Here is a 26,315-nt window from a genome sequence, read left to right as displayed (position 1 = left end):
CTCCTTGGGGTTCGGGCCCTCACCGCTCACGCGGGGACGGCCGCGCCCGGCTCGATCGTCACCTTGATCGCCTCGCCGCTGCTGACGATGTCGATCGCCTTCAGCACGTCGGACAGCGGCAGGTGGTGGGTGATCAGGTCGTCGACCGGGACCTTGCCCGACGAGATCAGCTCGAGCGCCTGGCGGTTGTGCTCGGGGCTGGATCCGTTGGCGCCGTAGATGGTCAGCTCGCGGTAGTGCACCAGGTTCGAGTCGCACGCGATGATCGGGTTGTCCTTCGGCAGGCCGCCGAAGAAGCTGATCCGGCCACGGCGCGCGGTCATCTTGAGCGCGTCCTCCTGGGCCTTGCCCGCCGCCGCGGCCGTGATGACCACGTCCGCGCCGTCGCCACCGGTGAGCTCGAGGACCTTCGCGACCGGGTCTTCCTCGGCGCCGCAGATCGCGGCGTCGGGCTTCACCAGCTCGGCGGCCATGTCGAGGCGGCCGCGGTTCAGCTCGACCAGGTACACCGCCGCCGCGCCCTTGGCCCGGGCGAGCCGCACGTGCAGGCAGCCGATCGGGCCGGCGCCGACGACCACGACGACGTCGCCCTCGCCGACCTGCGCGAAGCTCTGTCCATTGAGGACACAGGCCAGCGGCTCGGCGACGGAGGCCTCCGCGTAGCTGACGCCGTCCGGGATCCGGTTGACGCCGTCCACCTTGAGGACCTGCTTCGGCACGATCATGTACTCGGCGAAGCCGCCGTCGAAGTGGTAACCCATCGACAGCTGGTTGGGACAGACCTGCTGCAGGCCCTTGCGGCACTGCTTGCACTCACCGCACGGGATCGCGGCGATGACCTGCACGCGGTCGCCCGACTCCCAGCCCGAGACGTTCGCGCCGGTCTCGACGACCTCGCCGGCGATCTCGTGCCCGATCACGCGCGGCGGGTCGATGTGGTGGTGCCCGTGACGGAAGATCTTCAGGTCCGTGCCGCACGTCGAGGTGTTGTGCACCCGGATCTTGATCTCGTCGGGGCCCGGGTTGGGCTCGTCGGCGTCTTCGACCCGCAGGTCACCTGGCGCGTAGAAACGTGCCACCTTCATTCGGAGAACTCCTCGTCCATCTGGTTCAACAGTCGCAAGATCGTCTCGGCGTCCGGTGCTTCCCGCAGCTGCCGGACCTGCTCGCCGTCCATCAGGATCCGGGCGAGCGAGGACAGGATGCCGACCTGCTCGGACCCCTTGGCCGCGATGCCGACGCACAGCCGGACCTCGTTGCCGTCCCAGTCGACCCCGTCGGGGAACTGGAGGATCGCGAGCGCGGTCCGCTTCACGAAGCGGCGGGACTCGTCGGTGCCGTGCGGGATCGCGACGCCCTCGCCCAGGAAGGTCGAGACGGAGCGCTCGCGCTCGTGCATCGCGTCGAGGTAGCCCGGCTCCACCGCCCCCAGCTCCAGGAGCTTGCGACCCACCTGCGTGATCGCGTCGGCCTGGTCGGGGGCGGTGCAGCCGATGAGGACCGACTCGACGCTGAGGATGGAAGCGTCAGTCGGCAAGGGAACCGCCGTCCCGGATCGCCTGCTCGACCTGGTCGAACACCGGGTCGCCCAGGAAGCTCTGGAACCCGAGGATCACCGCCGTGGTGTTGGCCTTGCGGGCCCGCTTGACCAGGGTGCTCTGACACAGCACGACCTGGGCGTCACCCGGGATCTCGTTGACCGGCGTGTGCTCGACCTTGACCGAGTAGGGCTTCAGCCGCTTGGCCAGCTGGGACGCGACCATCACGCTGCTGCCCATCCCGGCGTCGCAGGCGATGATGACCTTCTTGACTTCCTTGCCTTCGATGCTGCTCACAACCGCACTTCCTTCCTTCGATCGACGATGATCGTCAAGCCACCGCTCCACCTTCGGCGACGGCGAGTTCCCGCTCTTCCCTGCGGGCATCCTTGCCGAACTTCAGCAAGGCCGCAGCGACGATGAACGATACGACCGCCGCGATCAGGACCCCGGCGACCACGCCCAGGTAGCCACCCTTCGGGGTCACCGCGAGGACCGCGATGATGCTGCCCGGCGACGGCGTCGCCGTCAGGCCCGCGTCGAAGATCGCGAACGTCGCGACACCCGCGGCGCCACCGGCGATCGCGGCCAGGATCAGGCGCGGGGTGGCCAGGATGTACGGGAAGTAGATCTCGTGGATGCCGCCCAGGAACTGGATGACGATCGCGCCCGGCGCGGTGGCCCGCGCGCTGCGGGCACCGAAGAAGGTCAGCGCCAGCAGGATGCCGAGACCGGGGCCGGGGTTCGGCTCGATCAGGAACTCGATGGCCTTGCCGTCCTTCAACGCGTCGGCGACGCCCAGCGGGCTCAGCACACCGTGGTTGATCGCGTTGTTGAGGAACAGCACCTTGGCCGGCTCGACGATGATCGAGACCAGCGGCAGCAGGTGGCCGTCGATCAGGGCCTGCACGCCGTTGCCGAGGCCCTTGGTGATGCCCTGCACGACCGGGCCGATGCCCAGCAGGCCCAGCACCGCCATGATGCCGCCGATGATGCCGGCGCTGAAGTTGTCGACGAGCATCTTGAAGCCCGGCGCGGTCTTGCTGCCGACCTTGTCGTCCCACAGCTTGATGAGGAAGCCGCCCAGCGGCCCCACGATCATCGCGCCCAGGAACATCGGGATCGACGCGCCGACCGCGATGCCGACCGTCGCGACCGCGCCGACGACCGCACCGCGCTGGCCGTGGACCAGCCGGCCACCGGTGTAACCGATGAGCACCGGCAGCAGGAAGTTGATCATCGGGTCGACGAGCTCGGCGATGTGGGCGTTCGGCGTCCACCCGCTCGGGATGAACAGCGCGGTGATCAGGCCCCAGGCGATGAACGCGCCGATGTTCGGCATGACCATGCTGGCGAGTTGACCGCCGAAGCGCTGGATCGAGACCCGTGCGCGCTCCGCCCTCGACGGAGTTTCGTCGTCGATCTCCGTGGTGGTAGTCATCGTTGGCTTCCTCTTCTGGAAAGGTGATTTGAGGGTTGCGCCATCACGGGATGGCGGTGGCCGGAGCGAGCCGGTTCCGTTGTGCCGTAAGGCTATTCACGAATCTTCTCGTCCCAGCCGGGATGCGGGTCCACCCGCACTCGACGTGCCCCCACGTCTTCGGGACCCGGCATCGTGCTGCCCGGGAGCGACACCGCGGCCGCACCCCAGGCGACGGCTGTGGCCAGCGCTTGCGGGCCACTCCCCCCTGCCGCCAGGAAACCGGCGAGCATCGCGTCGCCGGCACCGACCGAGCTTCGCGGTTCGGCCGATGCGTTGGCGCACCAGATCCCCGCGTCTTCGACCAGCACGGCACCTTTGCTGCCGAGACTGGCCAAAACCGTGCCCGCGCCCAGAGAGCGCAGTTCCTGTGCGGCGTCCACGACGTCCCGCACGGTGTCGAGCTGCCGGTCGACCGCTTCCTCGAGCTCGTCGAGGTTCGGCTTGACCAGTGCCGGCCCGGCCTTCACCGACGTCCGGAACGCCGGGCCGCTGGTGTCGACGACGACCCGGACCCCGCTGGGGGCCAGGCGCGCGATCAGCTCCGCGTAGAAGTCTTCGCCCACGCCGGGCGGCAGACTTCCCGCTGCCACAACCCATTCCGCGTCGGCCACGTTGGCCAGCAGGACGTCGCACAGGGTCTCGATCTCGCGTCCGCTCAGGTGCGGGCCGATCTCGTTGACCTTCGTCACGGTGGCATCCGGCTCGACGACACTGATGTTGCTGCGCACGGACTCTTCCGTGCGCACCCGGACCACGTCGATGTTGTAGTCCTCGAGCAAACTGATCAGCTGGTCGCCTTCGGCACCGCCGGCGGGAACCACCGCGCGGGCCTTGAGTCCGTTGCGCACCAAGGCACGCGCCACGTTGATGCCTTTTCCGCCCGGCTGGACGCTGGCGCCGGAGGCACGGTGCAGACCACCCCGGATGAGCCGGTCGACCTCGACCGTCCGGTCGACGCTCGGGTTCGCCGTCAGGGTCACGAACACTTCGGTACACCTCCGCCGAGAACTCTTTGGTTTGAGTGATATTGCCTGTGTTCGCCTGTGTTTGCAAGACCCGATCGCGACGAATATCCAACCGTTACCATCCGTCCACCTGGCGACTGTCACCGTACGCAGCCAAAACTCTCGTTTCTGTGCTCCCTTGTGTACGGGAAGCGACGAACGGGCAAAGCCACACAAAGCCACACATGGGCGGTGACCCGGGTCACGAGCCCACATCGCGCGACCGGCTCGGGACGTGGTCCCGGTCGTCACAGCGAAGCGGGCCGCACGCCCACCCGTCTCGCGAGTGCACCTGCGGCCCGCCCTCGGCGTCACCGGTCCGGCCCGTCACCACCGGCGGGTCACCGGACGAAGTCCGGCAGCGCGCGCGGCGGCCAGGAACCGACCCCGAAGATGCCCATCGAATAGGCCTTCGAGATCAGCGCGGGCCGGTTCTTGACCTTCATCTTCCGCAGCAGCGTCGTCACGTGGTATTCGACGCCGCCCCGGCTCATGTAGAGATTGGCGGCCAGCTGAATCGTCGAAACACCCGACGCGACGCCCTCGAGAATGCGGGCGTCCATCTCGGTCAGGATTTTCTTCCGGCTGACCGCGACCTGGTTTTCCCGGTCGGACTTGTCCGGCCGGAACACCACGGTGAGGCTGTCGAGCCGGTCGCCCACGCTGTGCACGGTCGAACCGAGGAAATCGCCGCTGAGCGTCGTGCCGTTGTCCCGCATGACCAGGATGCGCTCGGAGAACCGGGTGCGCTCACCGCGGACCAGCAGGCGGAGCTGCTGCTCGACCTTGTCCCGCACGCTGGGGTGCAGCAGGTCGCAGAGGCTGGTTCCGGTGACGCCGTCCGACGTGCGTTCGAACACCCGGAAGAATTCCATGCTGGCCGAGACAATGCGCAGCCGGTGGTCGAGGTTCACCATGCACATTTCCGGGGTGACCGGCCGAGGGGCCGGCTTGCGCGGCGCGGGACGGCTGATTCGCTCCAGCGCCGAAGCCAGGCCGATACCTGTGACCGCATCTGCGACGTCTGCACTCATGAAGGGATTCCTCTCTTCGGCGAGAAGCACTCCGACAAGAAAGCCGGGTACTGGTGGCGATCGTGTGGCCACATCTCCGGGGTGACGCAGATCATGTTAGGCACGGCCGATTAGCAGGGGCAACAGCTGCCGGACACCTGGCCTTAACACTGTGGTGCGCCCCCGTTGGGGGTACGGAGGTACGGAGTGCGGTGCGGTGCGGTTCGGTACCGAACACCGGTGGTGACCCACGCACAGCCGCATCTTGGCCTCAGCCAGGGGATTCGCAGGTGAAGGGGGGTCCGAACCCCCGCACCGCACGCGGCGTGCGGTCCGTACCCGGCGGGTGCGGTACCGCACCACGGCGCGGTGCGGCACTCAGTCGAGCTCGGCTTCGCCGAGGTGGTCGATGAGCTCGGCCCGCCCGCTGACCTCGAGCTTGCGGTAGGTACCGGTCAGATTCTTCTCGACCGCGCGCCGGGTTACCCCCAGAGAGTCCGCGATCTGCTGGTTCGTCCAGCCGCGCACGACCAGGCGGGCCACCGCGGCCTCCGCCTTCGTCAGGTTTTCCAGGCCGCCGCCGGAAAACCGCAGCACGGGGCCGTTCAGCTCGGTCTCCCCCGTGCCGTCCAGCCAGGTCGCGCCGATGGCCTTGGCCAGTTCCCGGCTCTCCGCAAGGAATCCCGCCGCGTCCGGATCACCGGAGTCGAGCAGGCGGGTACCGAGGATCACCGAGGTGCGGGCACGTTCGGCGAGGTCTTCGGACTCGCGGATGATGCTCGCGGCCTCGTGGAGCAGGTCGATGCCGTCGGCGCCGCCGGTCAGCATTCCCTGCAACCGCAGGGAACGCCCGACGCTCAGCGGGCTCCCCCACTGCTGGGCGACGATGTCCTCCGCCGCGGCGTGCGCCTGCGCGGCCGGCAGGTCGCCCATCCGCTGGCGCACCAGCGCGGCCCAGGTGCGCCACGGGTACTGGGGCGTGTTGACCCAGCCCTCGCGCTCCAGCCGCCGGCCGCAGTCGAGGAACCGGCCCAGTGCCGTGGCGGGATCGCCCCGGACCAGGTCGATCATGCCGCGGGTCAGCCGGCGGGCGGCGAACACGCGGTGGTCGGTGCTGTCCATCGGCACCGCCAGCAGGCGCTCGCCGAGCTCGGGATCCTGGGTCTCCAGGGCGATCTGGGCCAGCGTGGTGACCGACAGCGCGAGCGCGTCCGGCCAGGTTTCGTGGTCGGCGCCTTCGAGGACGCCCAGCGCGATCCGCCGGGCCTTGGCCAGATCCCCTTGCGCCCTTTTGACTTCCGCGGTCTCCGCGGCGATCAGGTGCGCGGTGTCCTGCCACCGGCGCTGGGTCGCCTGCTCGGCCGCCGCGGCCAGCGCGGGTTCGAGGACGCTCGCGGTGTCGGCGGCCACCAGCGTGGTGACGAGAAGCGGCAGGGCCGTGTAGGCGTGCGCCGGGTCGAAGGGTTCCTCGGTGACCAGTCGCTTGAGGACGGTCTCGACCTCGTCGGCCGCCACGCTGCCGGACAACGCGGCGGAGTGCAGGAGCACGACGGCGAGCTCGCGGCCGGCCGGCGAGTCGAGCCGCTCGGCCGTCTCCAGCTCCCGCAGGCGGGCCAGCGCGGCGTCACCCTGTCCCGGCGGGCGGGTCCCCGGGTACCAGGACCGCGCTTCCGCCCGCAGTTCCAAGTCCGTTCCGCCCGCCGGATCCGCCTCCCGCAGCACGGATTCGACGGCCGTGCGGACGGCCGTGCCGAGCGCGGGCACCGTCACCGCGAGGCCGGGCGGGATCCACAGGGCCGCTTCCGCCTGCGCGGCCCCGGCGGGCAGCAGCGACAACGCCTGCGACACGTGCCGCGCCGACGCGATCAGGTCGAAACCCCGTTCGGCCGCGGCGAGCTCCACCATCAGGCGGCCGCGTTCCTCGCTGTCGGGCGAGGTGTTGAGCAACGCCCGGCGCAGGTAGCGCGCGGCCAGGTCCCCGGCGCCGCGCTCCAGCACGGTCGCCGCGGCGGAGCTGAGGATCCGGACCTCCCACGGATCCTCGGCCGCGCCGACCTTCATCAGCTTCTCGGCGACGCGCTCGGCGGGCCGGCCGTGTTCGTAGAGCAGCCGTGCCGCCCGGCGGTACAGGACTTCGCGCAGTTCCACCGGGATCGCCGGCTCGACGCCTTCCCGGACCGTGGCGTTGGCGAACCCGATCCGGCGGTCGTCGTGGACGAGCAGCCCGAGGCGTTCGAGGCTCTGCAGCGCGGACTTGTACTCGACCTCGTCGAGGCCGGCCAGGTCGGCGGCGAGCTGCGGCTCGGCCAGGTCGCCGAGGACCGCGACCGCGCGCACCAGCGCGAGCACCGCGGGCGGCTGCGACCCGAGCGACAGCATGATCCGGTGGTCGAGCAACCGCTCGGCTTCGGCCGTGGCCGCCGCGATCTGCGCGGCGATCGGGCGCAGGCCCTCGCCGACCAGTCCGGTGAGGACGGTCGCGACGTTCGCCGGGTTGCCGCCCGAAACCCGGTGCAGCATCGCGGTGAACGGTTCCTCGGCGCGTTCGCCGAACGCGACCTCGGCCATCGACGCGACACCCTCGGGCGACAGCGGCGCCGGGACGACGATCCGCGCGGCCGCGGTGACGAGTTCGTGCACCAGCGCGTACTTCGGCGCCTCGCACTCCTCCGCCACGGCCAGCGCGAGCAGGATCCGCGACCCGCTGAGCCGCTTGGCCAGGTAGGCCAGCAACCGCAGCGAACCGTGGTCCGCCCACTGCAGGTCGTCGACGATCACCACGACCAGGTCGTCGTGCGACATCGCGTGCACCACCGTGTGCAGTCCATAGAGGACGGCTTCGGTGGGCAGGTTGTGCTCGTGGCCGTTGGTGACGAGGCGTTCTTCGGTCAGCGCGCGCAGGATCTGCTCGGACGCGCCCTGGAACCAGCGCTCGCGCTCGGCCGTGCCGGCCGCGACGAGCACCGGGCGGCACAGCTGCTGCGCGATGCCGAACGCGAAGTCCTCTTCGAGCTGGGTCGCGTCCGCGCGCAGCACCCGGGCGCCGGCGGCCAGGGCCGACGCGGTCGCGTCGCGGAGCAGGGCCGACTTGCCGCTGCCCGCCGGTCCGCTGATCAGCAGCAGCGAGCCGTCGCTGCCCGCGGCCGCGTTCAGCGCGGTCGCTATCGCGGCCCGCTCGGCGTCACGCTCCAGTAGCACCGGTCATCAACTCGCCGCGGAATCGGGACTCATGAGCTCGGTCAGCTGCCGCCGCCCGGTCACCGTCAGCTTGCGGTAGATCCGGGTAAGGCGCAGTTCGACGAGCCGGCCGCTGAGCCGCAGCGCCCGCGCGATCTCCGGATTCGAATGGCCCGCGGCCGCGAGCGCCGCGATGCTGGCCTCCTCTTCGGACAGTGAACCGACGGGATCGCCCGCCGCCGGCGCGACGGTGCTCGTGGTGGTGCTGCGGGTGAGCCGGCCGGACACGTCGCGGATCTTGGCCACGAGTCCGGCGGGCAGCAGCAGCGGCCGGATCGTGGCGACCCGGCCCAGCAGCGACGCGGCTTCCGCCGGGTCGCCGTCGTCGAGACACGCGCCGGCCAGGTCGGTCACCGCGGTCAGGAACTCGACCCGCAGCGGCGATCCCTCCAGCAGCGCGACCGCCTGCTCCAGCGTGGTGCGGGTTTCGGCGCCGTCGAAGACCTCCGCCAGGTACAGGCTCGCGGTGCCCCGGCCGCTTGGTGCGCCCCAGGTTTCCGCGCGCGCCAGCGCTTCCCGTGCGATCTCGGCCGCCGCGCCGGATTCGCCGAGGCGGGCCAGCGCGATCGCCACCCCGGTGCGCCACGGCAGGTCCACGGCGTTGCCCTCGCGACGGGCACGCGTACCGCGCCCGGCCGCGCGGAAGTCTTCGAGTGCCGCCGCCGGGTCGCCGGTGGCGAGCCGCACGGCCCCGCGTCGCAGCAGGAAGTACGCGGCGGCCATGCCGTCCTCGGCCCCGGCGGGCAGCGGATCGGCGACGGCCTTTTCGGCCTCGTCCAGCCGCGTGCCGGCGAGCGCGAACTCGGCCCGCACCGCCAGCAGCCGGGACACCGAGCGCGGGTGCCAGGCCCGTTCCGGCAACCGGGTTTCCACCGCTTCGAGGTCCGCTTCGGCCTGCCCGAGGTTGCCGCGCCGCAGTTCGCAGCGGGCCCGCATCAGCAGCGCGTTCGCCGCGGCGGCCCGGGCCCCGACGCGGGTGGCGTCCTGCAGCACGTCGGTCAGGCCGAGCACGGCTTCGGTGAGGTCGTCGGTGCAGAACAGCACCCAGGCGGCCTGGATCCGCAGGCTGGACGGCAGTTTCCCGGACCGCGGCACGAGCGCCAGCCGGGCCAGCTCGCGCGCCCGGTCGAACTCCCGGCCCCGGCCGGCCAGCTCCGACGCGATCGTCGCGGCGACCGCCGGGTCCTGCGCACCGGGCTGGGCCGCGGGCGCCCCGAACACCGGCGTCGGCACGACCGGGCCCGACACGGAGTCCTCCTGCGCCAGCCAGCCGAGCGCGGCGAGCGCCGACGTGCCGGCGTCGAAGGCGCTGCGACGACGCCAGGTCGCGGCGATCGCGCGGTGCGCGGTGCGGGTGTCGCCCCGCGAAAGCAGGTGGTCGGCCGCGTCGAGCAGGACGGCACCGGAGACCTCGGGCCCGGCGTCGAGCAGCACCCGCTGCAGCCGCAGGTCGCTCAGCTCGGGCTGGTCGGCGACCTCCGCCAGGGCCAGGCCCAGCATCAGCTTCCGGCGTTCGGCCTGGCTGACCGGTTCACGAAGCGCCCGCGTGAGCAGCCGGGCCGCGCCGTGCCGGTCGCCGATCGCGCGGCGCTGCTCGGCCGCGCGCCGCAGGGTGGCGACCGCCCAGGTCGTGCCGATCGGCCGGATCGTCGTCAGCAGCTCGGCGAGCTGGTCGTCCGGGACCGCGGCGCGGTAGGCGAGCTCGGCCGCGCGGGCCGCGAGGTCCGCGCGCTCGGCGGAGTTCAAGGTGCCCAGTGCGGCGTCCGCCGTGCCGTCGTCGACCACTCGCGGTTCGGCGCCGCCGAACACCAGGCCGAACCCGCTGAGCATCCGCAAGGCGGCCTCGGCCGAGCCGGTCAGCGGGCCCGCCAGTGTCGTCACGAGCTCGAAGTCGAGCAGGCCGCGGCACATCGCGATGGCCCGCAGCAGGTTCAGGGCGTCGGCCGGGAGCGCGGCGATCGAGACGGCGAGGTCGGCGTCCCGCAGGTCGCCCAGGTGCGCGATGACGGCGGGCAGGCGCTCGGCGACCGGCTCGAGCCCGGCGGCGGAGAGCCGTTCGAGGACCGGGGCCACCAGCGCCGGCTTGCCCCCGGTGGCGAGGTGCAGCCCGGCGACGAACCGCGCGTCCGGGCGGGTGCCCGGGAAGCGGTCCGCGACCAGTTGCCGCAGGCCCTCTTCGGTCAGCGGCCGGACGACGACGGTGTCCACCCCGTCGGCCCGCACGGCGGCCGAGCGCGAGCCGGCCTGCATCACGGCGCGGACCAGCAGGATCGGCGCCTGCTGCAGCCGGTGTTCCATGGCCTCGAGCCAGGCTCGCGAGCCCGGGTCGCACCACTGCGAATCGTCGACGGCGATCAGGAGCGGCCCCTGGCTGGCGACCCCCACGAAGTCCCCGCACAACGTCGGGATGGTCCGCTCGGCCAGCGCCCGGCCGCAGGTGCGCGTGCCGCTGTCGAGCCGGCAGCCGGCGCCCGCGATGTCCGCGGAAAGCTGGTTGATGACGCCGCGGTGGACGGTGGACTCGGCGGGGGTGCAGCGGGCGAACGCCGTGATCATCCCGGCGACGCGCGCTTCGCGGACGGCCGCGGCGAGCAGCGCGCTGCTGCCCGCGCCGCGCGGGCCGACGACGACCACCCGGCCCGACCGGCCGGCGACCGCGCCGCGAATCCCCCGCCGCAGCACGGCGATCTCGTCTTCGCGTTCGACCAGGCGGACGTCCCCGGCGCGCCGGGCGCGGCGTTCGAACTCGCCCCGCCACGGGAGGGTCAGCACGGACGGGGCCGCGGGGCCGTCCCCACCGGCCGGGCGCTCCCGGACGGCGGGCACCGCGACAGAGCGGACGAGCGCGTCCGCCATCGCCGGTTCGGCCCTACCTGGTCCGGGCAACACCATCACCCTCCGACCCACACAGCGGCTCGTCGCCGCCGCTCACCCATCGTTGCGTCGAGCGACTTGGCCTCCCAGCGTAGGACCCAGAATGTTGGTTTAACAAGCCCGGCGCCTTCGTTTTGTCTGCACTTGGGCCTCGTGGACAACGCACTACCCACGAAGTCCCAGGAAAACCCACGTCTCTGGCGGCGATACTTGACAGGCCTGACCGCCCGGTGGTCAGGCTGTGCGCCGCGCCGCACACGGACTTTACGGGGCCAGAAACATGAATAAGAATCGTAAACGCCGCCCCAGCAAGATCGAATACCACCCGCTGACCTTCGGCGGCTGGGGCGACTACGACCTGTGGGTCGAACATGGGTTCACACCCAAACCCAAGTCCGAGCCGACCGCCGCGAGCCCGGAACCGGGCACGAACGGGGCCGAAGCGGGCACGGCGGTCACGACCGAGCAGGTCAAGCCGCCCCAGCCCGCCGAACCTCCCGTACCGCTCGGACCGACCTGGCCGAAGACCGAGAGCCCCGCCCGGGAGCCGCTCGGCATGCGCGAGGCGCCGCGCCCGCGGCCCTACGTCCGCGGCACCCGCCCGCCACGGCCGGGGCCGCGCCACCCCCTGCCGCCCGAGGTCATGCTGACCACGACCGGGCGGCACCGCGGCGCCACCGGGCTCGACCCCGACCTCGCGGCCGTCTGCCGGATGTGCCAGATCCCGACGTCGGTGGCCGAGGTCGCCGCATATCTGATGCGGCCGCTGGACGTCACCCGCGCGCTCGTCCTGCAGGGCATCCGGGACGGGCTGCTGCTCGCGCGCGGCGTCGACCTGGGGGTCACCGACCGGCCGCCGCTCGAGCTGCTGCACCGCGTCCACCAGGGCCTCCTGCGGCTCGGCTGAGCGGCCGACTTACTAGACAGTTCCAGGTAGCCGCGCCCCTACGCTCACGCCATGGCGAGCCAACTACTGGCGTCCTCCGACGTGCTCACGTACGTGAGCGACCATTCCCGTGCCGAGGACGAGATCCTGCGCGAGTTGCGAGAAGAAACGGCGTCGCTGCCGATGGGTGCGGCGATGCAGGTGTCCGCCGAGGAGGGCCAGTTGCTCGCGCTGCTGGTCAAGCTCACGCGGGCGCGAACGGTGGTGGAGGTCGGCACCTTCACCGGGTACAGCTCACTCTGCATGGCCCGGGCGCTGCCCGACCGCGGCCTGCTGATCACCTGCGACGTCACCGACCGCTGGCCGGCCTTCGGCCGCCCCTACTGGCGCCGGGCCGGCGTCGAAGACCGGATCGACCTGCGGATCGCCCCGGCGACCGCGGTACTCGACTCGCTGTTCGCCGAGTACGGCCCCGGCTCCGTCGACCTGGTCTTCATCGACGCCGACAAGGCGGGTTACGCCGCCTACTACGAGGCCGCCCTGATGCTCCTGGCACCGGACGGGCTCGTCGTCGTCGACAACACGCTGTTCTTCGGCCGGGTCACCGATCCGGCCGCCCAGGACCCGGACACGGTGGCCATCCGCGAGTTCAACCGCTTCGTGCGGGACGACCCGCGGGTGGAGATGTCGCTGCTGCCGGTCGCCGACGGCATGACGCTCATCCGCAAGGCGAGCTGACCCCCGAACCCCCGAAAACCGAAGGCCGCCGCGGGATTCCCGCGGCGGCCTTCGGTTTTACCGTTGCGGCGCTCAGTGCACGCTGATCCGCTCGGTGAGGTCGGGGGCCACCAGGGCCACGGTCGTCGGCTCTTCCTGCGGCACCGGCTCGAGGTGCAGGCGCTGCAGGCCGTCCAGGCCCGGGTCGGCGAGCACGGCCTGGCACGCGCACGCCTCGTCGGCGAACCCGGTGAAGCGGTAGGCGATCTCCATCATCCGGTTGCGGTCGGTCGGCCGGAAGTCGGCCACCAGGTGCGCGTCGGCGGTGGCGGCCTGGTTGATCAGCCAGCGCAGGATGATCGAGCCGGCCCCGAACGACACGACCCGGCAGGACGTCGCGAGCAGCTTCAGGTGCCAGACCTCGTGCCCGGTCTCCAGCAGCAGCACGCCGACGGCGCCGTGCGGCCCGAAGCGGTCCTGCATGCTCACCACCAGCACCCGGTGCCCGGGGTCGTCGATCAGGGCGCTCAGCGCCTCGTGGGAGTAGTGGACGCCGGTCGCGTTCATCTGGCTGGTGCGCCGGGTCAGTTCCTCGACGCGCGTCAGCTCGGCGTCGGTCGCCGGGCCGATCGTCATCTTCAGGTCCAGCGACCGCAGGAAGTCCTCGTCCGGGCCGGTGAAGCCGGCCTGCGCCTCCTGGCGGCGGAACGACGCCTGGTACATCTGCCGGCGCCGCCGCGAGTCGACGGTGACCGTGGCCGGGCTGAACTCCGGCAGGGACGCCAGTTCCAGCACCTTCTCGGCGCGGTAGGTCCGCACCTGCGGGAGGTGGAACGTCACCTCGGCGAGCTCGGCCTCCTGGTCGTCGACGAAGGCGATGGTGTCGAGGGCGAACTTCAGCTCGTCCGCGATCGCCCGGATGGACTCCGACTTCGGGTTCCAGCCGATCCGCGGCAGCACGAAGTACTCCGCGAGACCCAGCTCCTCCAGCCGCGCCCAGGCGTGGTCGTGGTCGTTCTTGCTCGCGACGGTCTGCAGGATGCCGCGCGCGTCCAGGGTCCGCACGAGCTCCCGGATCGGCTCGGGGATCTGGACCGAGCCGTCCTCCAGCAGTGTCCCGTTCCACAGCGTGTTGTCGAGGTCCCACACGAGACACTTGACCATTTGCGTGCTTGCCACCGGACTCCTCCTTAGCCGCCGCTGTTCGCGAGGACACGCGTGTGCCCCGCCAGGATCAGCTGGCAGATTTCGTTGCTGCCCTCGATGAGTTCCATGAGCTTCGCGTCGCGGTGCGCGCGGGCGACCACGTGGCCGTCCTGCGCGGCGGCCGAGGCCAGCACCTGCACCGCCGCCGCGGCACCGCGTGCCGCGCTCGTCGAGCTGACGTACTTCGCCAGCACGGTCGAGACCACCATCTCCGGGGAGCGCTGGTCCCACGCCCGGCTGGCGTGCTCGCACACCCGGGTCGCGGCCTGCTCGTCGGCGAACAGGTCGGCGAGGTGACGGGCCACCAGCTGGCGGTCGGCCAGCGGGATCCCGCCCTGGTGCCGCTTGCCCGCGTGGTCGCCGGCCGCCCTCAGGCAGGCCCGCAGGATGCCGACGCACCCCCAGGCGACCGAAATCCGGCCGTACGCCAGCGCCGTCGTGACCAGCATGGACAGGTCGACGCCGCCGCCGCCCAGCAGGGCGGAGCGCGGCAGCCGGACGTTGTCGAGCCGCACGGTCGAGTGACCGGCCGCCCGGCACCCGCTGGGGTACGGGATGCGTTCGATCGACACGCCTTCCGCGCGGGCCGGGACGACCACCGCGGCACCCAGCCCGTCGAGCTCGCCGACGACGACGAGCAGGTCGGCGTAGGCCGCCGCGGTGATCCAGACCTTCTCGCCGTCGATGACGATGTCGTCGCCGTCGGTGCGGACGGTCGTCGCGACCGAGGAGAGGTCGCTGCCCGCGGCCGGTTCGCTGAACGCGACCGCGGCCAGGTCACCCGAGGTCAGCCGGCCGAGGTACTTCGCCCGCTGGGCCCGGTCCCCGAACCGCTGGATCGTCCACGCCGCCATGCCCTGCGACGTCATCACGCTGCGCAGCGAGCTGCACAACGCGCCGGCGTGCGCGGTGAAGTGTCCACTGTGGAGGCTGCTCGCGCCGAGACCGCCGAAGTCGGCGGGCACCTCGGCGCACAGCAGCCCGCGGGCGCCGAGCCCGCGCAGCATGTCGACGGGCAGCAGGCCCTCGACATCCCACGCGGCCGCCCGGTCGCCGACCAGCGCGGTCAGCTCGCCGGCCGCACCGGCGAGCGGGTCCTCACTCATCGAGCAGGCGCCGGACGAGTGCGGACATGCCGTCCACGGTGCGGAAGTTGTCCAGCTTCAGGTCCGGGCCGACGATCGCGATGCCGTAGGTCTGCTCGAGGAACACGACCAGCTCCATGGCGAACATCGAGGACACCAGCCCGGTGCGGAACAGGTCCTGGTCCGAGGGGACCTCCTGGTTGATGCGCCCGGCCAGGAAGTCCTTGATCTGCTGGGCGACGACCTCCGGCGTCCGCGCCGGGGTTTCGGTGGTGGAGACGTCGTTCACTGGAACACCTTCCCGTACTCGTAGAACCCTCGTCCGGACTTCCGGCCGAGGTGGCCTTCGGCCACTTTGGACTCCAGCAGCGCGCACGGCAGGTGCCGCGGGTCGCCGGTGCGTTCGGACAGCAGCCGCAGCGCGTCGGCCAGGTTGTCCAGGCCGATCAGGTCCGCGGTGCGCAACGGGCCCGTCGGGTGACCGAGGCAGCCCTGCATCAGCTCGTCGACCGACTCGACCGACGCGGTGCCCTCTTCGACCAGCCGCGCCGCGTCGTTGATCTGCGGGTGCAGCAGCCGGCTCGTGACGAACCCCGGGGAGTCGTTCACGACGATCGGGCGCCGCTTCAGCCGCTCCAGCAGCGCCAGCACGTTGGCGAGCGTGTCGCTGCCCGTCCGCGGACCGCGCACGACCTCGACGGTCCGGATGAGGTACGTCGGGTTCATGAAGTGCGTCGCGAGCAGGTCCTCCGGGCGCTCGACCGCATCGGCGAGCTCGTCGACCGGAATGCCGGAGGTGTTGGTGATCAACGGGGTCCGCGGGGCGACGAGCCCCGCGATCCTGGCCAGTACGTCGGCCTTGCTCGACGCGTCTTCGATGATCGCTTCGACGACGGCCGTCGCGCCCTTGGCCGCGGTCAGGTCCGTCGTCGCCGTCAGCTCACCCGGTTCGACGTCGGGGAACGCGCCCATCAGGCGGCCGTGCCGCAGCTGCTGGTCCACCCTCCGCCGCGCCAGGTCCAGTGCTTCGTCGCCGGCTTCGACCAGTGTGACCGGAACCCCGTGTCCCAGTGCCATCGCCGTGATGGCCGATCCCATCACGCCGCCACCGATCACGGCCGGGTGATCCTGCGTTTGTCCGCCCACCACCGCGCCTCACAATCCTCGGGACATTCCCTTGTGCGTTGGGAGGGTCTGTCACGAGTGCGCGAACGGTCAACGAGCCGCGGTCAACTCTAGGGTTTTTCCGCCGCCACGGCGGTTTCCGGGCGGAGAGCCCACTATCCATCCGGTACGGGGAACCGTTCGGGCTCAGGACTCCAGCACGCCGATCGCCGCCAGGTCACCCATCCACGCGCGGATCGAATCGGCCAGTTCGCCCGGTTCGAGATCGCATTCGGGCGCGAGGGTCAGCGCCGCTGCACCGGGGTCCCAGCCGTGCTGGGCCAGCGCGATCCACATGGCCGCGCCGATGCCCTGCGCGAGCACCCGCTGCTCACCGGAGGGGAGCGACATCTCGAGCACGCCGGCGTCGTCCACGACCACCGCCAGTCCCGCCACCGGCCGCATTCCGCTCCCCGTTTTCTCCCGCTTCCGATCCCCGGCGGATCCCCCTGCCGGATCCCATCGTCAGCGCCCTCGAACCACTGCCAAGGGAACGCTATCACCGCAGGTCGGGAACAGACCAGGACGTTTGTCACGTATTGTGGTTCCCACTCGGCGGGACACCCTCGCATTCTCGCACGCGTTTACGCGGATCGGACGGGAATACCCACACCGCACGCGGAGCCGATTATTACCCGTTGTCCGTCAGGACAATTCGGCGCCGGCGAGCGCGGGCTCGGGCGCCAGCAGGCCCTGGGAGAAGAGCTCCTGCAGGTGGGCGCGGCCGTTGACGCCGAGTTTGCGGTACACGCTCGTCAGGTGGATTTCCACCGTCCGCAGGGCCAGCAGGAGCCGGTCCGCGATCTCGCGGTTGGTCGCGCCGGCCGCGGCCAGGTCCCCGACCCGCCGCTCCCCCACCGTCAGGACGTCGGTGACGTTCCCGGTCACGGCGTAGTTCCGCCCGCCGGACGCCGTCACGCCGGCCCGGGCCCGGTCCGCCCGGCCCCAGAACCCGGCACGCACCGACAGGTCGACGGCCGCCCGGTAGTGCTTGCGGGCCCCGGGGTGGTCGCCCGCTTCCAGCAGCGCCTGGCCCAGCAGGATTTCCGCTTCGGTCCGGTACCAGGACGCCGGGGTGCCGGCGAGCACGTCGGCGGCCGCGGCCAGCCGTTCGACGGCCGCGGCGCCCTCGGCCGTGAGGCCACGCCCCAGCAGGGCCAGGCCCCGCGCGGACGCCGTGCCCCAGCTCCGGGCCAGGTCCTCGCCCTGTTCGACGAGTGCGATCGCCTCGCTCCGCCGGCCGAGCGTGACGAGCACGCGGGCGGCGTCGAGCCACCACGGTGCGAAGACCGGGTTGTGGACGCCTTCCTCCCGCAGCAGCCGGCCACACGTCAGGAGGTGGCCGAGGGCGGTTTCGTGGTCGTCGCCCAGTTCGCACAGCCAGGCCCGGGCCAGCAACCGGTGCGGCAACCGGAGGACGGCGGTGTCCGGGCCCTCGCGGTCGGCCCGGGCCAGCGCCTGTTCCGCGCTTCCGACGTCCCCCTGCCGCAGCAGGATCAGCGCCTGGGAGACCAGTGGCGCCGTGGCGAGTTCCGGACTGCCGTCCCCGTCGGCGAGCCGGACGGCGGCGGCCGCGTCGGACAGCGCCCGGGCGAGGTCGCCGGCGCCGCAGCTGAGCCACGACTGCGCGGTCAGGGCGGTGATCGCCGGCCAGCCGGCGTCGTCGCGCGGCGCGTCGGGGACGAGGTCTTCGAGGGCGCCGAACGCCTCGTCCACCTCGTCGGCGAGGTAGAGGACGTAGGCGGCCAGCGACGCGGACCAGAGCACCGCGGGTTCCGGCCGGTCCAGGGCCCGGCGCGCGCACGACACGGCCGTGTCGCGGTCGGTGCCCGCCAGCATGTGGGCCACCGAGGCCAGGGCGAGCACACTCGTCTCGGCCGGCGTCTGACCACCCAGCCCGGACATCGCGGCGAGCCGGCCGTCGAGCAGGCCCAGGGTCCCCGGCTGTTCGAAGGCGACCACGAGCAGCGCGCCTTCGAGCTCGGTGCGCAGGCCGCGGCCGTCCTCCGGGGCGGTGCCGGCGGGCTCCGCGTCGAGCTCGGCGAGAGCCGTCGTCAGCAGCCGGGTCGCCTCGCCCGCTTCCCGGGCCGTCAGCGCGGCCTTGGCCAGCTGCAGGGAGATCAGCGCGCGGCTGCGGGTGTCCTCGGCCAGCTCCGCGGTCCCGGCGAGCGTCGCGTACGCGGCCAGCGGGTCGCGCACGCCGACCACGCGGGCGAACTCGATCCGGGTCGGCACGTCCTCGGGGCGGTCGGCGACCAGCACCCCGAGGTAGCGGGCCGCGTCGGTGTGCCGGCCGGCCCGCTCCGCGGCGCGCGCGGCCTCGGCGAGGACGTCCCGCATCCACTGCTCGGGCAGCCGTCGCCGGCCGAGCAGGTGCGCGCCGACGTCCTCCGCGGGCCGGCCGCGGTCGTTGAGCAGGCGGGCGGCGGTCAGCCGCGACGCGGTGAGCCGTCGTTGCGACATCCCGGCCAGGACACCGGCCCGCGCTTCGGCGGAGGTGAACCCGTGGCCGGCCGGGTCGAGGACGTGCTCGGCGGCCAGCACCCGGATCGCGTCCCCGGCCAGGGGTTCGGGCACGCCGCTGAGCAGGGCGACCAGCTCGACGTCGGCCCGGTCGAGCACCGCGGCGGCTTCGGCGACGCAACCCACGTACGCCGGGCGGGCCGCGAGGATCCGTTCCACGAGGCGGGCGTGGGCGCCCGGGGCGAGCAGCCGGGCCCGCGCGGCTCCGTCGTCGTCCGGCGCGAAGCCTTCGCTCCGCAGCGCCCGGCACACCTGGCCGAGCAGGGACGGGTTTCCCCCGGTCAGCGCGGTCAGGTCGGCGGCGAAGCCGGGCTCCGGCCGGATCGGCCAGAGCTCCGTGACCAGCTCTTCGACGACCGCCTCCCCGAACCCGGCCAGGTCGATCGTCGCGACGTCACCCGGCGGCAGCGCCAGCGGCGGCCAGACGGGCAGGTCGGCGGGCCGCTGCGCGACCACGAGCAGCAGCGGCAGTTCGGCGCCGCGGTGCAGCTGGTGGGCCAGCACCCGCAGCGAACCCTCGTCACAGCAGTGGAAGTCGTCGAGCACGAGCACCGCCGGGCGGGTGGCGGTGACCTCGGCCAGGCACCGGCCCAGCCGCCGCGACACCAGCGCGACCGGCGTGCCGTCCCCGCCCGCGCCACCGGGGAGGAGTTCTTCGACGGCGCGTTCGGCGGTCGCGCGGCCGGGACGGCGGCACGTGGCGCGCAGGACCGTCGCCCGGTCTTCGAGCTGCTCCGCGAACGCGTCCAGCAACGTGGTCTTGCCGGTGCCCGCGGCACCGCGGACGCGCACCAGCGTGGCCGCGCCGGCGCGCGCGTTGGCGAACGCCGAGCTCAGGATCTCCAGCTCACGCCGGCGGCCGGTCATCCGCACCGCGGTCCCACTCGCCACACCGGGCATCCCGCACCTGCTTCCCGCGCCGTCGAGGTCAGCGATTCGAGGTCAGTGATTCTGAGGTCGACGACTCACTGGTGCCGGCGGCCGCCGAGCCCTTCGTCGTCCGCGCCGTGCCACATGTCCGGCCGGTACGGCGTGTCGGGCACGACGATCCGGTCGAGAGCCTCGATGCCGTCGCGCGCGGCGGACGGCGGCAGTTCACGCAGCCCCGCGTCGATCCATTCGAGATCGCTCAGCAGCCGGCGCATCGAGTGCGTGTCACCGTGGATCCGGTGCAGGGACTGGACCGCCCTGCGCAGCTCGGTGGCCTTGCGCCGGGCGAGGGCGAGCGCGTCACCGGTCATCGGAGCTCCTCTCGGGGCGGTCGGGCGCGGTCCGCGAAACGCACCGCACGCGCAGGCTAAGTCGGCCCGGACCCGGAAAACCGCAGATCTCACGCGTTCCGCCGTGGGTGACCGGCAACACTAAGGTTTCCGTTGCGGCGGCCTGGGTTTACTGGTGACCCGTAAGCACGCCGAAAGGAACACGCCTCGTGAACATCGCGGACAACGCCACGACGCCGTGGATCCGCCGCTACCACCAGGCGGCCGAGGCAGGGACCCGGCTGGTGTGCTTCCCGCACGCCGGTGGTTCCGCCAGCTACTTCCACCCGGTCTCCGCCCGGTTCGCGCCGGACGTCGACGTCGTTTCCCTGCAGTACCCCGGTCGCCAGGACCGCCGGCGCGAACCCTGCGTCGACACCATCGCCGGCCTGGCCGACCTGGTCACGACGGAACTGCTGGCCCTGTCGGCGAAACCGACGGTCTTCTTCGGCCACAGCATGGGCGCGGTCCTGGCCTTCGAAGTCGCGCTGCGGCTCGCGGACCGCGGCGCGCCGGGGCCCGGCGCGCTGATCGCCTCCGGCCGCCGCGGCCCGTCGACCCACCGCGACGAACGGATCCACGAGCGCGACGACGACGGGATCATCGCGGAGGTCAAGGACCTCAACAAACAGGACCTCACGGTGCTCGGCGGCGACGAGATCCTCCGGATGGCCCTGCCGGCCATCCGGAACGACTACCGCGCGATCGAGACCTACACCTGCGCCGCGGACCGCCGCGTCGGCTGCCCGGTGACCGTCCTGATCGGCACCGACGACCCGAAGGTCACCGCCGCGGAGGCGGAGAACTGGCGCGACCACACCGACGGCGCGTTCCGGCTGGAGGTTTTCCCCGGCGGCCACTTCTTCCTCGCGCGGCACCAGGGCGCCGTCAACGGCGAGATCCTGCGTGAACTGCGGGCGCTGCAGGCCCCCGTCGAGGAGACCCCGGCGTTGCTTTCCGGACGTGATTCAACATAAACTCACATCGCCGGCAACACGCACCGACATGAAGGGGGCGGCGATGTACGCGGAGGAGCGTCAGCAAATGATCCTCGAGCGTGCACGTACGCGGGGCAGAGTGGACGTCGCCGAGCTGGCGGGCGAGTTCACCGTCACCACCGAAACCATCCGCCGCGACCTCACCACGCTGGAGCGGCACGGATCGCTCCGCCGGGTGCACGGCGGGGCGATCCCCATCGAACGGCTGGGGTTCGAACCCGCGTTCACCACGCGCGAAAGCGTGATGACGGCGGAGAAGAAGCGCATCGGCAAGGCCGCGCTGGCCGAACTGCCGTCGGAGGGCGCGATCCTGCTCGACGCCGGGACGACCACCGCGCACCTGGCCGAGGCCCTGCCGATCGACTGCAACCTCACGGTGGTCACGAACTCCGTGAACATCGCGCTGTCGCTCTCGAAGCGCCCCAACCTGACGGTCATGCTGGTCGGCGGCCGGCTGCGGGCCCGCACGCTCGCGTCGGTCGACGCCTGGGCGCTGCACGCGCTGAGCGAGACCTTCGTCGAAGTGGCGTTCATGGCCACCAACGGCCTGTCAGTGGAGCGTGGCCTGACCACCCCGGACCCGGCCGAGGCGATGGTCAAGCGCGCCTCGATCGCCGGCGCCCGCCGCGTGGTCCTGCTCGCCGATCACACGAAGGTCGGCAACGACCACTTCGCACGGTTCGCCGAACTGTCCGAAGTGGACACGTTCATCACCGACGGCGGCATCGATTCCACCGTGGCGGCGGAGATCGAGCGCGAAGGCGTCAACGTCCTGACCGCCTGACGCGCCCTACCAGCGCGCCGGGAGCTCGTACAGTCCGAAGAGGACACCGTCGTGCTTGAAGTTCAGCTCGTCGGCCGGCACCGCCAGGCGCAGCCGCGGGATCCGGGCGAACAGCGTCGTCAGCGCGACCTCCATCTCCAGGCGCGCCAGGTTCTGGCCGATGCACTGGTGGATGCCGTAACCGAACGCGACGTGACTGCGCGCGGACCGCGCCGGGCAGAACTCGCCGGGGTCGTCGAACACCGTCCCGTCGTGGCCGGCCGCCAGCCCGAGCGGCGCCACGCCCTCGCCGCGGCGGATCAGCTGGCCCGAGATCTCGAGGTCCTCGGTGGCGACGCGCAGGCTGACGACGTCGGAGATCGAGTAGAACCGCAACAGCTCCTCGACGACCCCCTCGTGCCCGATCCACTGTGGATTGTCGAGCAACGTGACCACACCGAGGGACAGCATGTTCGCGGTGGTCTCGTGGCCGGCGACCAGCAGCAGCATCGCGACGCCGCGCAGCTCGTCGTCGTCCAGCACACCCCCGGCGAGCAGCCGGCTGATCAGGTCCTCCCCCGGCTCCGTCCGCTTCGCGGCGATGAGCTCGGTGAGGTAGGTGGTGATTTCGCCGAGCGCGACCTCGCGCTGACGCGCCGTCGAGGCCAGGCTGACCAGCACGCGCGTGCGGGACTCGAAGTGCTCGTGGTCCTCGTAGGGCACACCCAGCAGCTGGCAGATGACCAGCGAGGGCAGCACGAGGCAGAAGGCGGACACGAGGTCGGCGGCGTTGCCGGCGGCGAGCATCCCGTCGATCAGGTCGTCGACGACCTGCTGGATGCCCGGGCGCAGCTCCCGCACCTTGCGGACGGTGAACTCCGGGATCAGCAGCTTGCGGTAGCGGGTGTGCTCCGGCGCGTCCATCGCGACGAACCAGCCGGGGACCGCTTCGGGCGCCCCGCCGGTGGCCGGGAAGCCGGGCAGCGCCGGGTTGGAGCTGAGCCGCGGGTCGGTCAGGGCGGCCCGGACGTCTTCGTGCCGGGTGACCAGCCAGACCAGGTTCCCGCCGGGCAGCATGGTCCGGCAGAGCCCGGGCTTGCCGCGCAGCTCGGCGTAACCGTCGGGCGGGGAGGTCTGGCCGGGCCCGCGCCGGGGGAAGCTCACCACGCCGGATTCCGTGCTCACCATGCGGGTTGTTGTACCGCCCGGCTGCCCTCCAGGGCTGCTGCGACGGCGGAAGTCTGCAAGAACCCCTAGTTCGCCCACACGTTGACCAATTCAGCGTTCGTCGCGATTCTTGCCCGATATCGGGCAAGAATTTGGCACTCACGACGCCGCCGTGCATGATGGGCGCCATGGAAGACGCCTCACTCGTCGATCAGGTCGCGCTGTCCACGGGCTTGTCGCCCGCGGTGGCCGGGCGCGTGGTCGAGGACGTGCTGGCGTTCTACCGGGAGACCGCCGAGCAGTACGTCCGGCGCCGGCACGCGGAGCTGCAGACCGAGGGGAAGAAGAACCCCGAGATCTTCCCGCTCGTCGCCGGTGAACTGGACGGCAGGCTCGTCGCGCCGCCCACCCTGTCCGAGCGGCAGCTGCGCCGCATCGTCTACGGCTGACCGGGCCCGCCCCGGTCCCCGTCCCCTGCTCCAGTGAGGTCTCCCCGGCATGTGCGGAATCGTCGGATACATCGGCACCCAGAACGCGGCCCCGATCCTGCTCGAAGGGCTCACCCGCCTCGAGTACCGCGGCTACGACTCGGCCGGGATCGCCGTGCTCGGCACCGGCGGCCAGAGCGTGCACCGGATCACCGGCCGCGTCCGCAACCTGGCCGCCGCGCTGCCCAAGCGGCTGGCCGGCAAGGCCGGCATCGGGCACACGCGCTGGGCGACGCACGGCGGGCCGACCGAGGCCAACGCCCACCCGCACGTCTCCGAAGACGGCCGGATCGCCGTGGTGCACAACGGGATCATCGACAACGCCGACGCGCTGCGCGAGCAGCTCACGCGCGCCGGCGTCACGCTCGCCTCGGACACCGACACCGAGGTGCTCGCCCACCTGATCGCCCGGTCCGAGGCCGAGACGCTGGAAGACGCGGTCGTCGAAGCGGTCTCCCGGATCTCCGGCACGTACGCGATCGCGGTCACCGACGCGAGCCGCCCGGACCGCGTCGTCGTGGCGCGCAACGGCTCCCCGCTGATCGTCGGCGTCGGCGACAAGGAGATGTTCGTGGCCAGCGACCTGGCCGCGCTCGTCCGCCACACCTCCAGCGTCGTGCACCTCGCCGACGGCGAGTTCGCCAGCGTCACGGCCAAGGGGTACCGCACGTTCACCGTCGAGGAGGCCGACACCGGCCGGCCGCCGACGGCGATCGACATCGAAGCCGACGACCTGGACCTCGGCGAGCACAGCCACTACATGTACAAGGAGATCCAGGAGCAGCCCGAGTCGGTGGAGCGGATGATCCGCGGCCGCCTCGACGAGCGCTTCGGCGTCTCCCGCCTGGACGGCCTGAACCTGACGCCCCGGGAGCTGCGCGGCTTCGCGCGGGTGAAGATCCTCGGCTGCGGCTCGGCCTACTACGTCGGCCAGATCGGCGCGACGATGATCGAGGAACTGGCCCGGATCCCGGCCGACGCCGAGGCCGCGTCCGAGTTCCGCTACCGCAACCCGATCATCGAGGCGGACACGCTCTACATCGCGGTCAGCCAGTCCGGGGAGACGGTCGACACCGCGTTCGCCGTCGAAGAGGTCAAGCGCAAGGGCGGCCGCGTCATCGGGCTGGTGAACGTTGTCGGCTCGGCGATCGCGCGCGCCTGCGACGGCGGCCTGTACCTGCACGCCGGCCCGGAGGTGGCCGTCGCGTCCACGAAGGCGCTGACGAACATGGCCGTCGGGTTCGCGATGCTCGCGCTGGCCCTCGGACGGGTCCGCGACCTGTCCAACGCGTCCGGCCAGCGGATCGTCGCGGCGATCCGCGCGCTGCCGGACCAGATCCGGGCGGTGCTCGCCGAGGAGAAGCTGATCGAGGAGCACGCGCGTGCCTGCGCCGACGCGAAGAGCCTGTTCTTCGTGGGCCGGGTCCGCGGTTTCCCGGTGGCGCGCGAAGGGGCCCAGAAGTTCAAGGAGGTCTCCTACCGGCACGCCGAGGCGTACCAGACCTCGGAGCTGAAGCACGGCCCGCTGGCGCTGATCGACGCCTCGGTGCCGACGGTCGCGATCGTGCCGGCGGACGAACTCGCGGAGCGCAACCTCGGTGCCCTGCAGCAGATCCGGGCCCGCTCGGGGCCGGTGCTGGCCGTCACGCACGAGGACGTCGACTTCGGCGCGCTGGACGTCCCGCGTCTGGTGGTGCCGAAGACCGAGCCGGAGCTGGACCCGATCCTCCTGACGATCCCGCTGCAGCTGCTGGCCTACCACGCGGCGCTGGCGCTGGGCCACGACATCGACAAGCCGCGGAACCTGGCGAAGTCCGTCACCGTGGAGTGATGCCCCGCGGGTATCACAGCGGCCGTAAAGGGTCTTGGACGCGGGCGCGGAAGGGGCCGAGAGTCGGAGGGGAACCACGACGAAAGGTCCCTTGCGATGAAGGTCTTCCTCACCGGCGGCTCCGGCTACGTCGGCCGCCCTGCGATCCGGGCCCTGATCCGGCACGGCCACGAGGTGAGCGCGCTCGCCCGCAGCGACGCCGCGGCCCGGACGGTCGCCGACCTGGGCGCCCGCCCGGTGCCCGGCGCCCTGACGGACCCGGCCGTCCTGCGTGCCGCGGCCGCGGCCGCCGACGGCGTCATCCACCTGGGCCAGCACTACGGCGACGACACGGCCCAGGTCGACGACGCGGCGGCGTCGGCGATGCAGGACGGCCTCGGCGACCGGGGTGTCTACGTGCACACGGGCGGCGTCTGGGTCTACGGCGACACGAACGGCGTCGTCACCGAGGACGCGCCGCAGAACCCACCGCGCATCACGGCATGGCGGCGCGAGAACGAGGACCGCGTCCTCTCCCGCGCCGGCCGTCCGGTGCTGGTGATGCCGGGCCTGGTCTACGGCCACAACGGCGGCCTGGCCGAGACGTTCTTCACGGCCGCGGCCCGCGAGCGCGGAGCGGTCCCCCTGATCGGCGACGGCCGCAACCACTGGGCGCTGGTGCACGCGGACGACATCGCGGAGCTGTACGCCCTGGCGTTGCAGGCGCCGGCGAAGTCGGTGTACGCGGGAGTGAGCGGCGAGAACATCCGCCTGGCGGAGATCGCCGAGGCCCTCAGCTCGGCGGCCGGCTGCCCAGGCAGCTTCGAACGGCTCACCCTTTCGGAGGCCGAAGAGCGGATGGGCCCGATCGCGGAGGCGTTCGCCCTGGACCAGCAGCTGACGCCGGCGCGGGCCCAGGCGGAGCTGGGCTGGGCACCGTCCCACCTGGACGCGCTGACTGAGCTGCGGGGGTAAGGGGTGGGCGCGGCAAAAGGTACGTGATCACCCGATGCCGCGCCGCCTCCCTCAGGCCGATCCTCGAAGCAGGAACCGACGGCCGGGAGGAAAGCCATGCGAGGCGACTGGATCTACGACTGGGT

Annotated in this window: 23 protein-coding genes; 7 read left to right on the top strand and 16 right to left on the bottom strand. The window is 72.0% G+C overall.

Features of this window, described 5'->3' with window-relative positions:
- Positions 1–26: 26 nt before the first annotated feature.
- From OHS18_RS04985 to OHS18_RS04950, 8 genes are all read right to left on the bottom strand, one after another.
- Positions 27–1,085 carry a zinc-dependent dehydrogenase gene (locus OHS18_RS04985; protein ID WP_328455616.1) on the bottom strand — a complete coding sequence of 353 codons (1,059 nt, stop codon included), beginning with the start codon at positions 1,083–1,085 and terminating at the stop codon, positions 27–29.
- Positions 1,082–1,537, bottom strand: a complete 456-nt coding sequence (locus OHS18_RS04980; RefSeq protein WP_328616104.1) for a PTS sugar transporter subunit IIA — start codon at positions 1,535–1,537, stop codon at positions 1,082–1,084. Before OHS18_RS04980 ends, OHS18_RS04985 begins: the two co-directional genes overlap by 4 nt.
- Entirely contained in the window at positions 1,527–1,835 is a 309-nt protein-coding gene (locus OHS18_RS04975) for a PTS lactose transporter subunit IIB (protein ID WP_247051679.1), read from the bottom strand. The genes OHS18_RS04980 and OHS18_RS04975 overlap by 11 nt, the downstream gene beginning before the upstream one ends.
- Positions 1,836–1,869: 34 nt before the next feature.
- Positions 1,870–2,979 (bottom strand): mannitol-specific PTS transporter subunit IIC, encoded by a 1,110-nt coding sequence (gene mtlA, locus OHS18_RS04970; protein ID WP_328455622.1) that lies wholly within the window; start codon positions 2,977–2,979, stop codon positions 1,870–1,872.
- A gap of 92 nt (positions 2,980–3,071) precedes the next feature.
- Positions 3,072–4,007, bottom strand: a complete 936-nt coding sequence (pfkB, locus tag OHS18_RS04965) for a 1-phosphofructokinase (protein ID WP_328455624.1) — start codon at positions 4,005–4,007, stop codon at positions 3,072–3,074.
- Between the two features lie 359 nt (positions 4,008–4,366).
- Positions 4,367–5,089, bottom strand: a complete 723-nt coding sequence (locus OHS18_RS04960; RefSeq protein WP_328455626.1) for a helix-turn-helix transcriptional regulator — start codon at positions 5,087–5,089, stop codon at positions 4,367–4,369.
- Between the two features lie 327 nt (positions 5,090–5,416).
- Positions 5,417–8,236: a helix-turn-helix transcriptional regulator gene (locus tag OHS18_RS04955; RefSeq protein ID WP_328616103.1), complete on the bottom strand. Its 2,820-nt coding sequence runs from the start codon at positions 8,234–8,236 to the stop codon at positions 5,417–5,419.
- A 6-nt stretch (positions 8,237–8,242) separates the two neighbouring features.
- Positions 8,243–11,161 (bottom strand): AAA family ATPase, encoded by a 2,919-nt coding sequence (locus tag OHS18_RS04950; RefSeq protein WP_328616102.1) that lies wholly within the window; start codon positions 11,159–11,161, stop codon positions 8,243–8,245.
- A gap of 268 nt (positions 11,162–11,429) precedes the next feature.
- Here OHS18_RS04950 and OHS18_RS04945 point away from each other — a divergent pair, with 268 nt between their 5' ends.
- The gene (locus OHS18_RS04945; RefSeq protein ID WP_328616101.1) at positions 11,430–12,056 is read left to right on the top strand and encodes a DUF742 domain-containing protein; all 627 of its coding nucleotides are present in this window, start codon (positions 11,430–11,432) and stop codon (positions 12,054–12,056) included.
- A gap of 51 nt (positions 12,057–12,107) precedes the next feature.
- Positions 12,108–12,773 (top strand): O-methyltransferase, encoded by a 666-nt coding sequence (locus OHS18_RS04940; protein ID WP_328455634.1) that lies wholly within the window; start codon positions 12,108–12,110, stop codon positions 12,771–12,773.
- A 72-nt stretch (positions 12,774–12,845) separates the two neighbouring features.
- Here OHS18_RS04940 and OHS18_RS04935 read toward each other — a convergent pair whose 3' ends face one another.
- From OHS18_RS04935 to OHS18_RS04905, 7 genes are all read right to left on the bottom strand, one after another.
- A complete protein-coding gene (locus OHS18_RS04935; protein WP_328458937.1) occupies positions 12,846–13,916 on the bottom strand; it encodes an HAD-IIIC family phosphatase in 1,071 nt (356 codons plus the stop codon).
- A 26-nt stretch (positions 13,917–13,942) separates the two neighbouring features.
- On the bottom strand, positions 13,943–15,064 hold the full coding sequence (locus OHS18_RS04930; protein WP_328616100.1) for an acyl-CoA dehydrogenase family protein: 1,122 nt from the start codon (positions 15,062–15,064) through the stop codon (positions 13,943–13,945).
- Positions 15,057–15,332, bottom strand: a complete 276-nt coding sequence (locus OHS18_RS04925; RefSeq protein ID WP_247051670.1) for an acyl carrier protein — start codon at positions 15,330–15,332, stop codon at positions 15,057–15,059. The genes OHS18_RS04930 and OHS18_RS04925 overlap by 8 nt, the downstream gene beginning before the upstream one ends.
- Complete coding sequence (locus OHS18_RS04920) at positions 15,329–16,159, bottom strand: 3-hydroxyacyl-CoA dehydrogenase family protein (protein ID WP_328618728.1); 831 nt, start codon at positions 16,157–16,159, stop codon at positions 15,329–15,331. Before OHS18_RS04920 ends, OHS18_RS04925 begins: the two co-directional genes overlap by 4 nt.
- A 195-nt stretch (positions 16,160–16,354) precedes the next feature.
- Positions 16,355–16,603 (bottom strand): hypothetical protein, encoded by a 249-nt coding sequence (locus OHS18_RS04915; RefSeq protein WP_328455641.1) that lies wholly within the window; start codon positions 16,601–16,603, stop codon positions 16,355–16,357.
- A gap of 249 nt (positions 16,604–16,852) precedes the next feature.
- The gene (locus OHS18_RS04910; protein WP_328616099.1) at positions 16,853–19,621 is read right to left on the bottom strand and encodes a LuxR family transcriptional regulator; all 2,769 of its coding nucleotides are present in this window, start codon (positions 19,619–19,621) and stop codon (positions 16,853–16,855) included.
- A gap of 74 nt (positions 19,622–19,695) precedes the next feature.
- Positions 19,696–19,971, bottom strand: coding sequence for a hypothetical protein (locus OHS18_RS04905; RefSeq protein WP_328616098.1), 276 nt, complete (start codon positions 19,969–19,971; stop codon positions 19,696–19,698).
- A gap of 188 nt (positions 19,972–20,159) precedes the next feature.
- Between OHS18_RS04905 and OHS18_RS04900 the strand changes: the two genes are divergently transcribed.
- Both OHS18_RS04900 and OHS18_RS04895 read left to right on the top strand, forming a co-directional pair.
- Entirely contained in the window at positions 20,160–20,966 is an 807-nt protein-coding gene (locus OHS18_RS04900) for a thioesterase II family protein (RefSeq protein WP_328616097.1), read from the top strand.
- A gap of 43 nt (positions 20,967–21,009) precedes the next feature.
- The gene (locus tag OHS18_RS04895) at positions 21,010–21,771 is read left to right on the top strand and encodes a DeoR/GlpR family DNA-binding transcription regulator (protein WP_247051664.1); all 762 of its coding nucleotides are present in this window, start codon (positions 21,010–21,012) and stop codon (positions 21,769–21,771) included.
- A gap of 6 nt (positions 21,772–21,777) precedes the next feature.
- On the opposite strand, the gene OHS18_RS04890 is transcribed toward OHS18_RS04895, so the two are convergent.
- A complete protein-coding gene (locus OHS18_RS04890) occupies positions 21,778–22,938 on the bottom strand; it encodes a cytochrome P450 (RefSeq protein WP_328455649.1) in 1,161 nt (386 codons plus the stop codon).
- 167 nt (positions 22,939–23,105) lie between these two features.
- On the opposite strand from OHS18_RS04890, the gene OHS18_RS04885 reads away from it, so the two are divergent.
- From OHS18_RS04885 to OHS18_RS04875, 3 genes are all read left to right on the top strand, one after another.
- Entirely contained in the window at positions 23,106–23,366 is a 261-nt protein-coding gene (locus tag OHS18_RS04885; protein WP_328455651.1) for a hypothetical protein, read from the top strand.
- A gap of 49 nt (positions 23,367–23,415) precedes the next feature.
- Positions 23,416–25,236, top strand: a complete 1,821-nt coding sequence (gene glmS / locus OHS18_RS04880; RefSeq protein ID WP_328616096.1) for a glutamine--fructose-6-phosphate transaminase (isomerizing) — start codon at positions 23,416–23,418, stop codon at positions 25,234–25,236.
- A 96-nt stretch (positions 25,237–25,332) separates the two neighbouring features.
- On the top strand, positions 25,333–26,190 hold the full coding sequence (locus OHS18_RS04875; protein WP_328616095.1) for an NAD-dependent epimerase/dehydratase family protein: 858 nt from the start codon (positions 25,333–25,335) through the stop codon (positions 26,188–26,190).
- Positions 26,191–26,315: the final 125 nt, after the last annotated feature.

The sequence above is a fragment of the Amycolatopsis sp. NBC_00355 genome (assembly GCF_036104975.1).
Classification (GTDB): domain Bacteria; phylum Actinomycetota; class Actinomycetes; order Mycobacteriales; family Pseudonocardiaceae; genus Amycolatopsis.
This window is presented reverse-complemented; position numbering and strand designations above follow the sequence as displayed.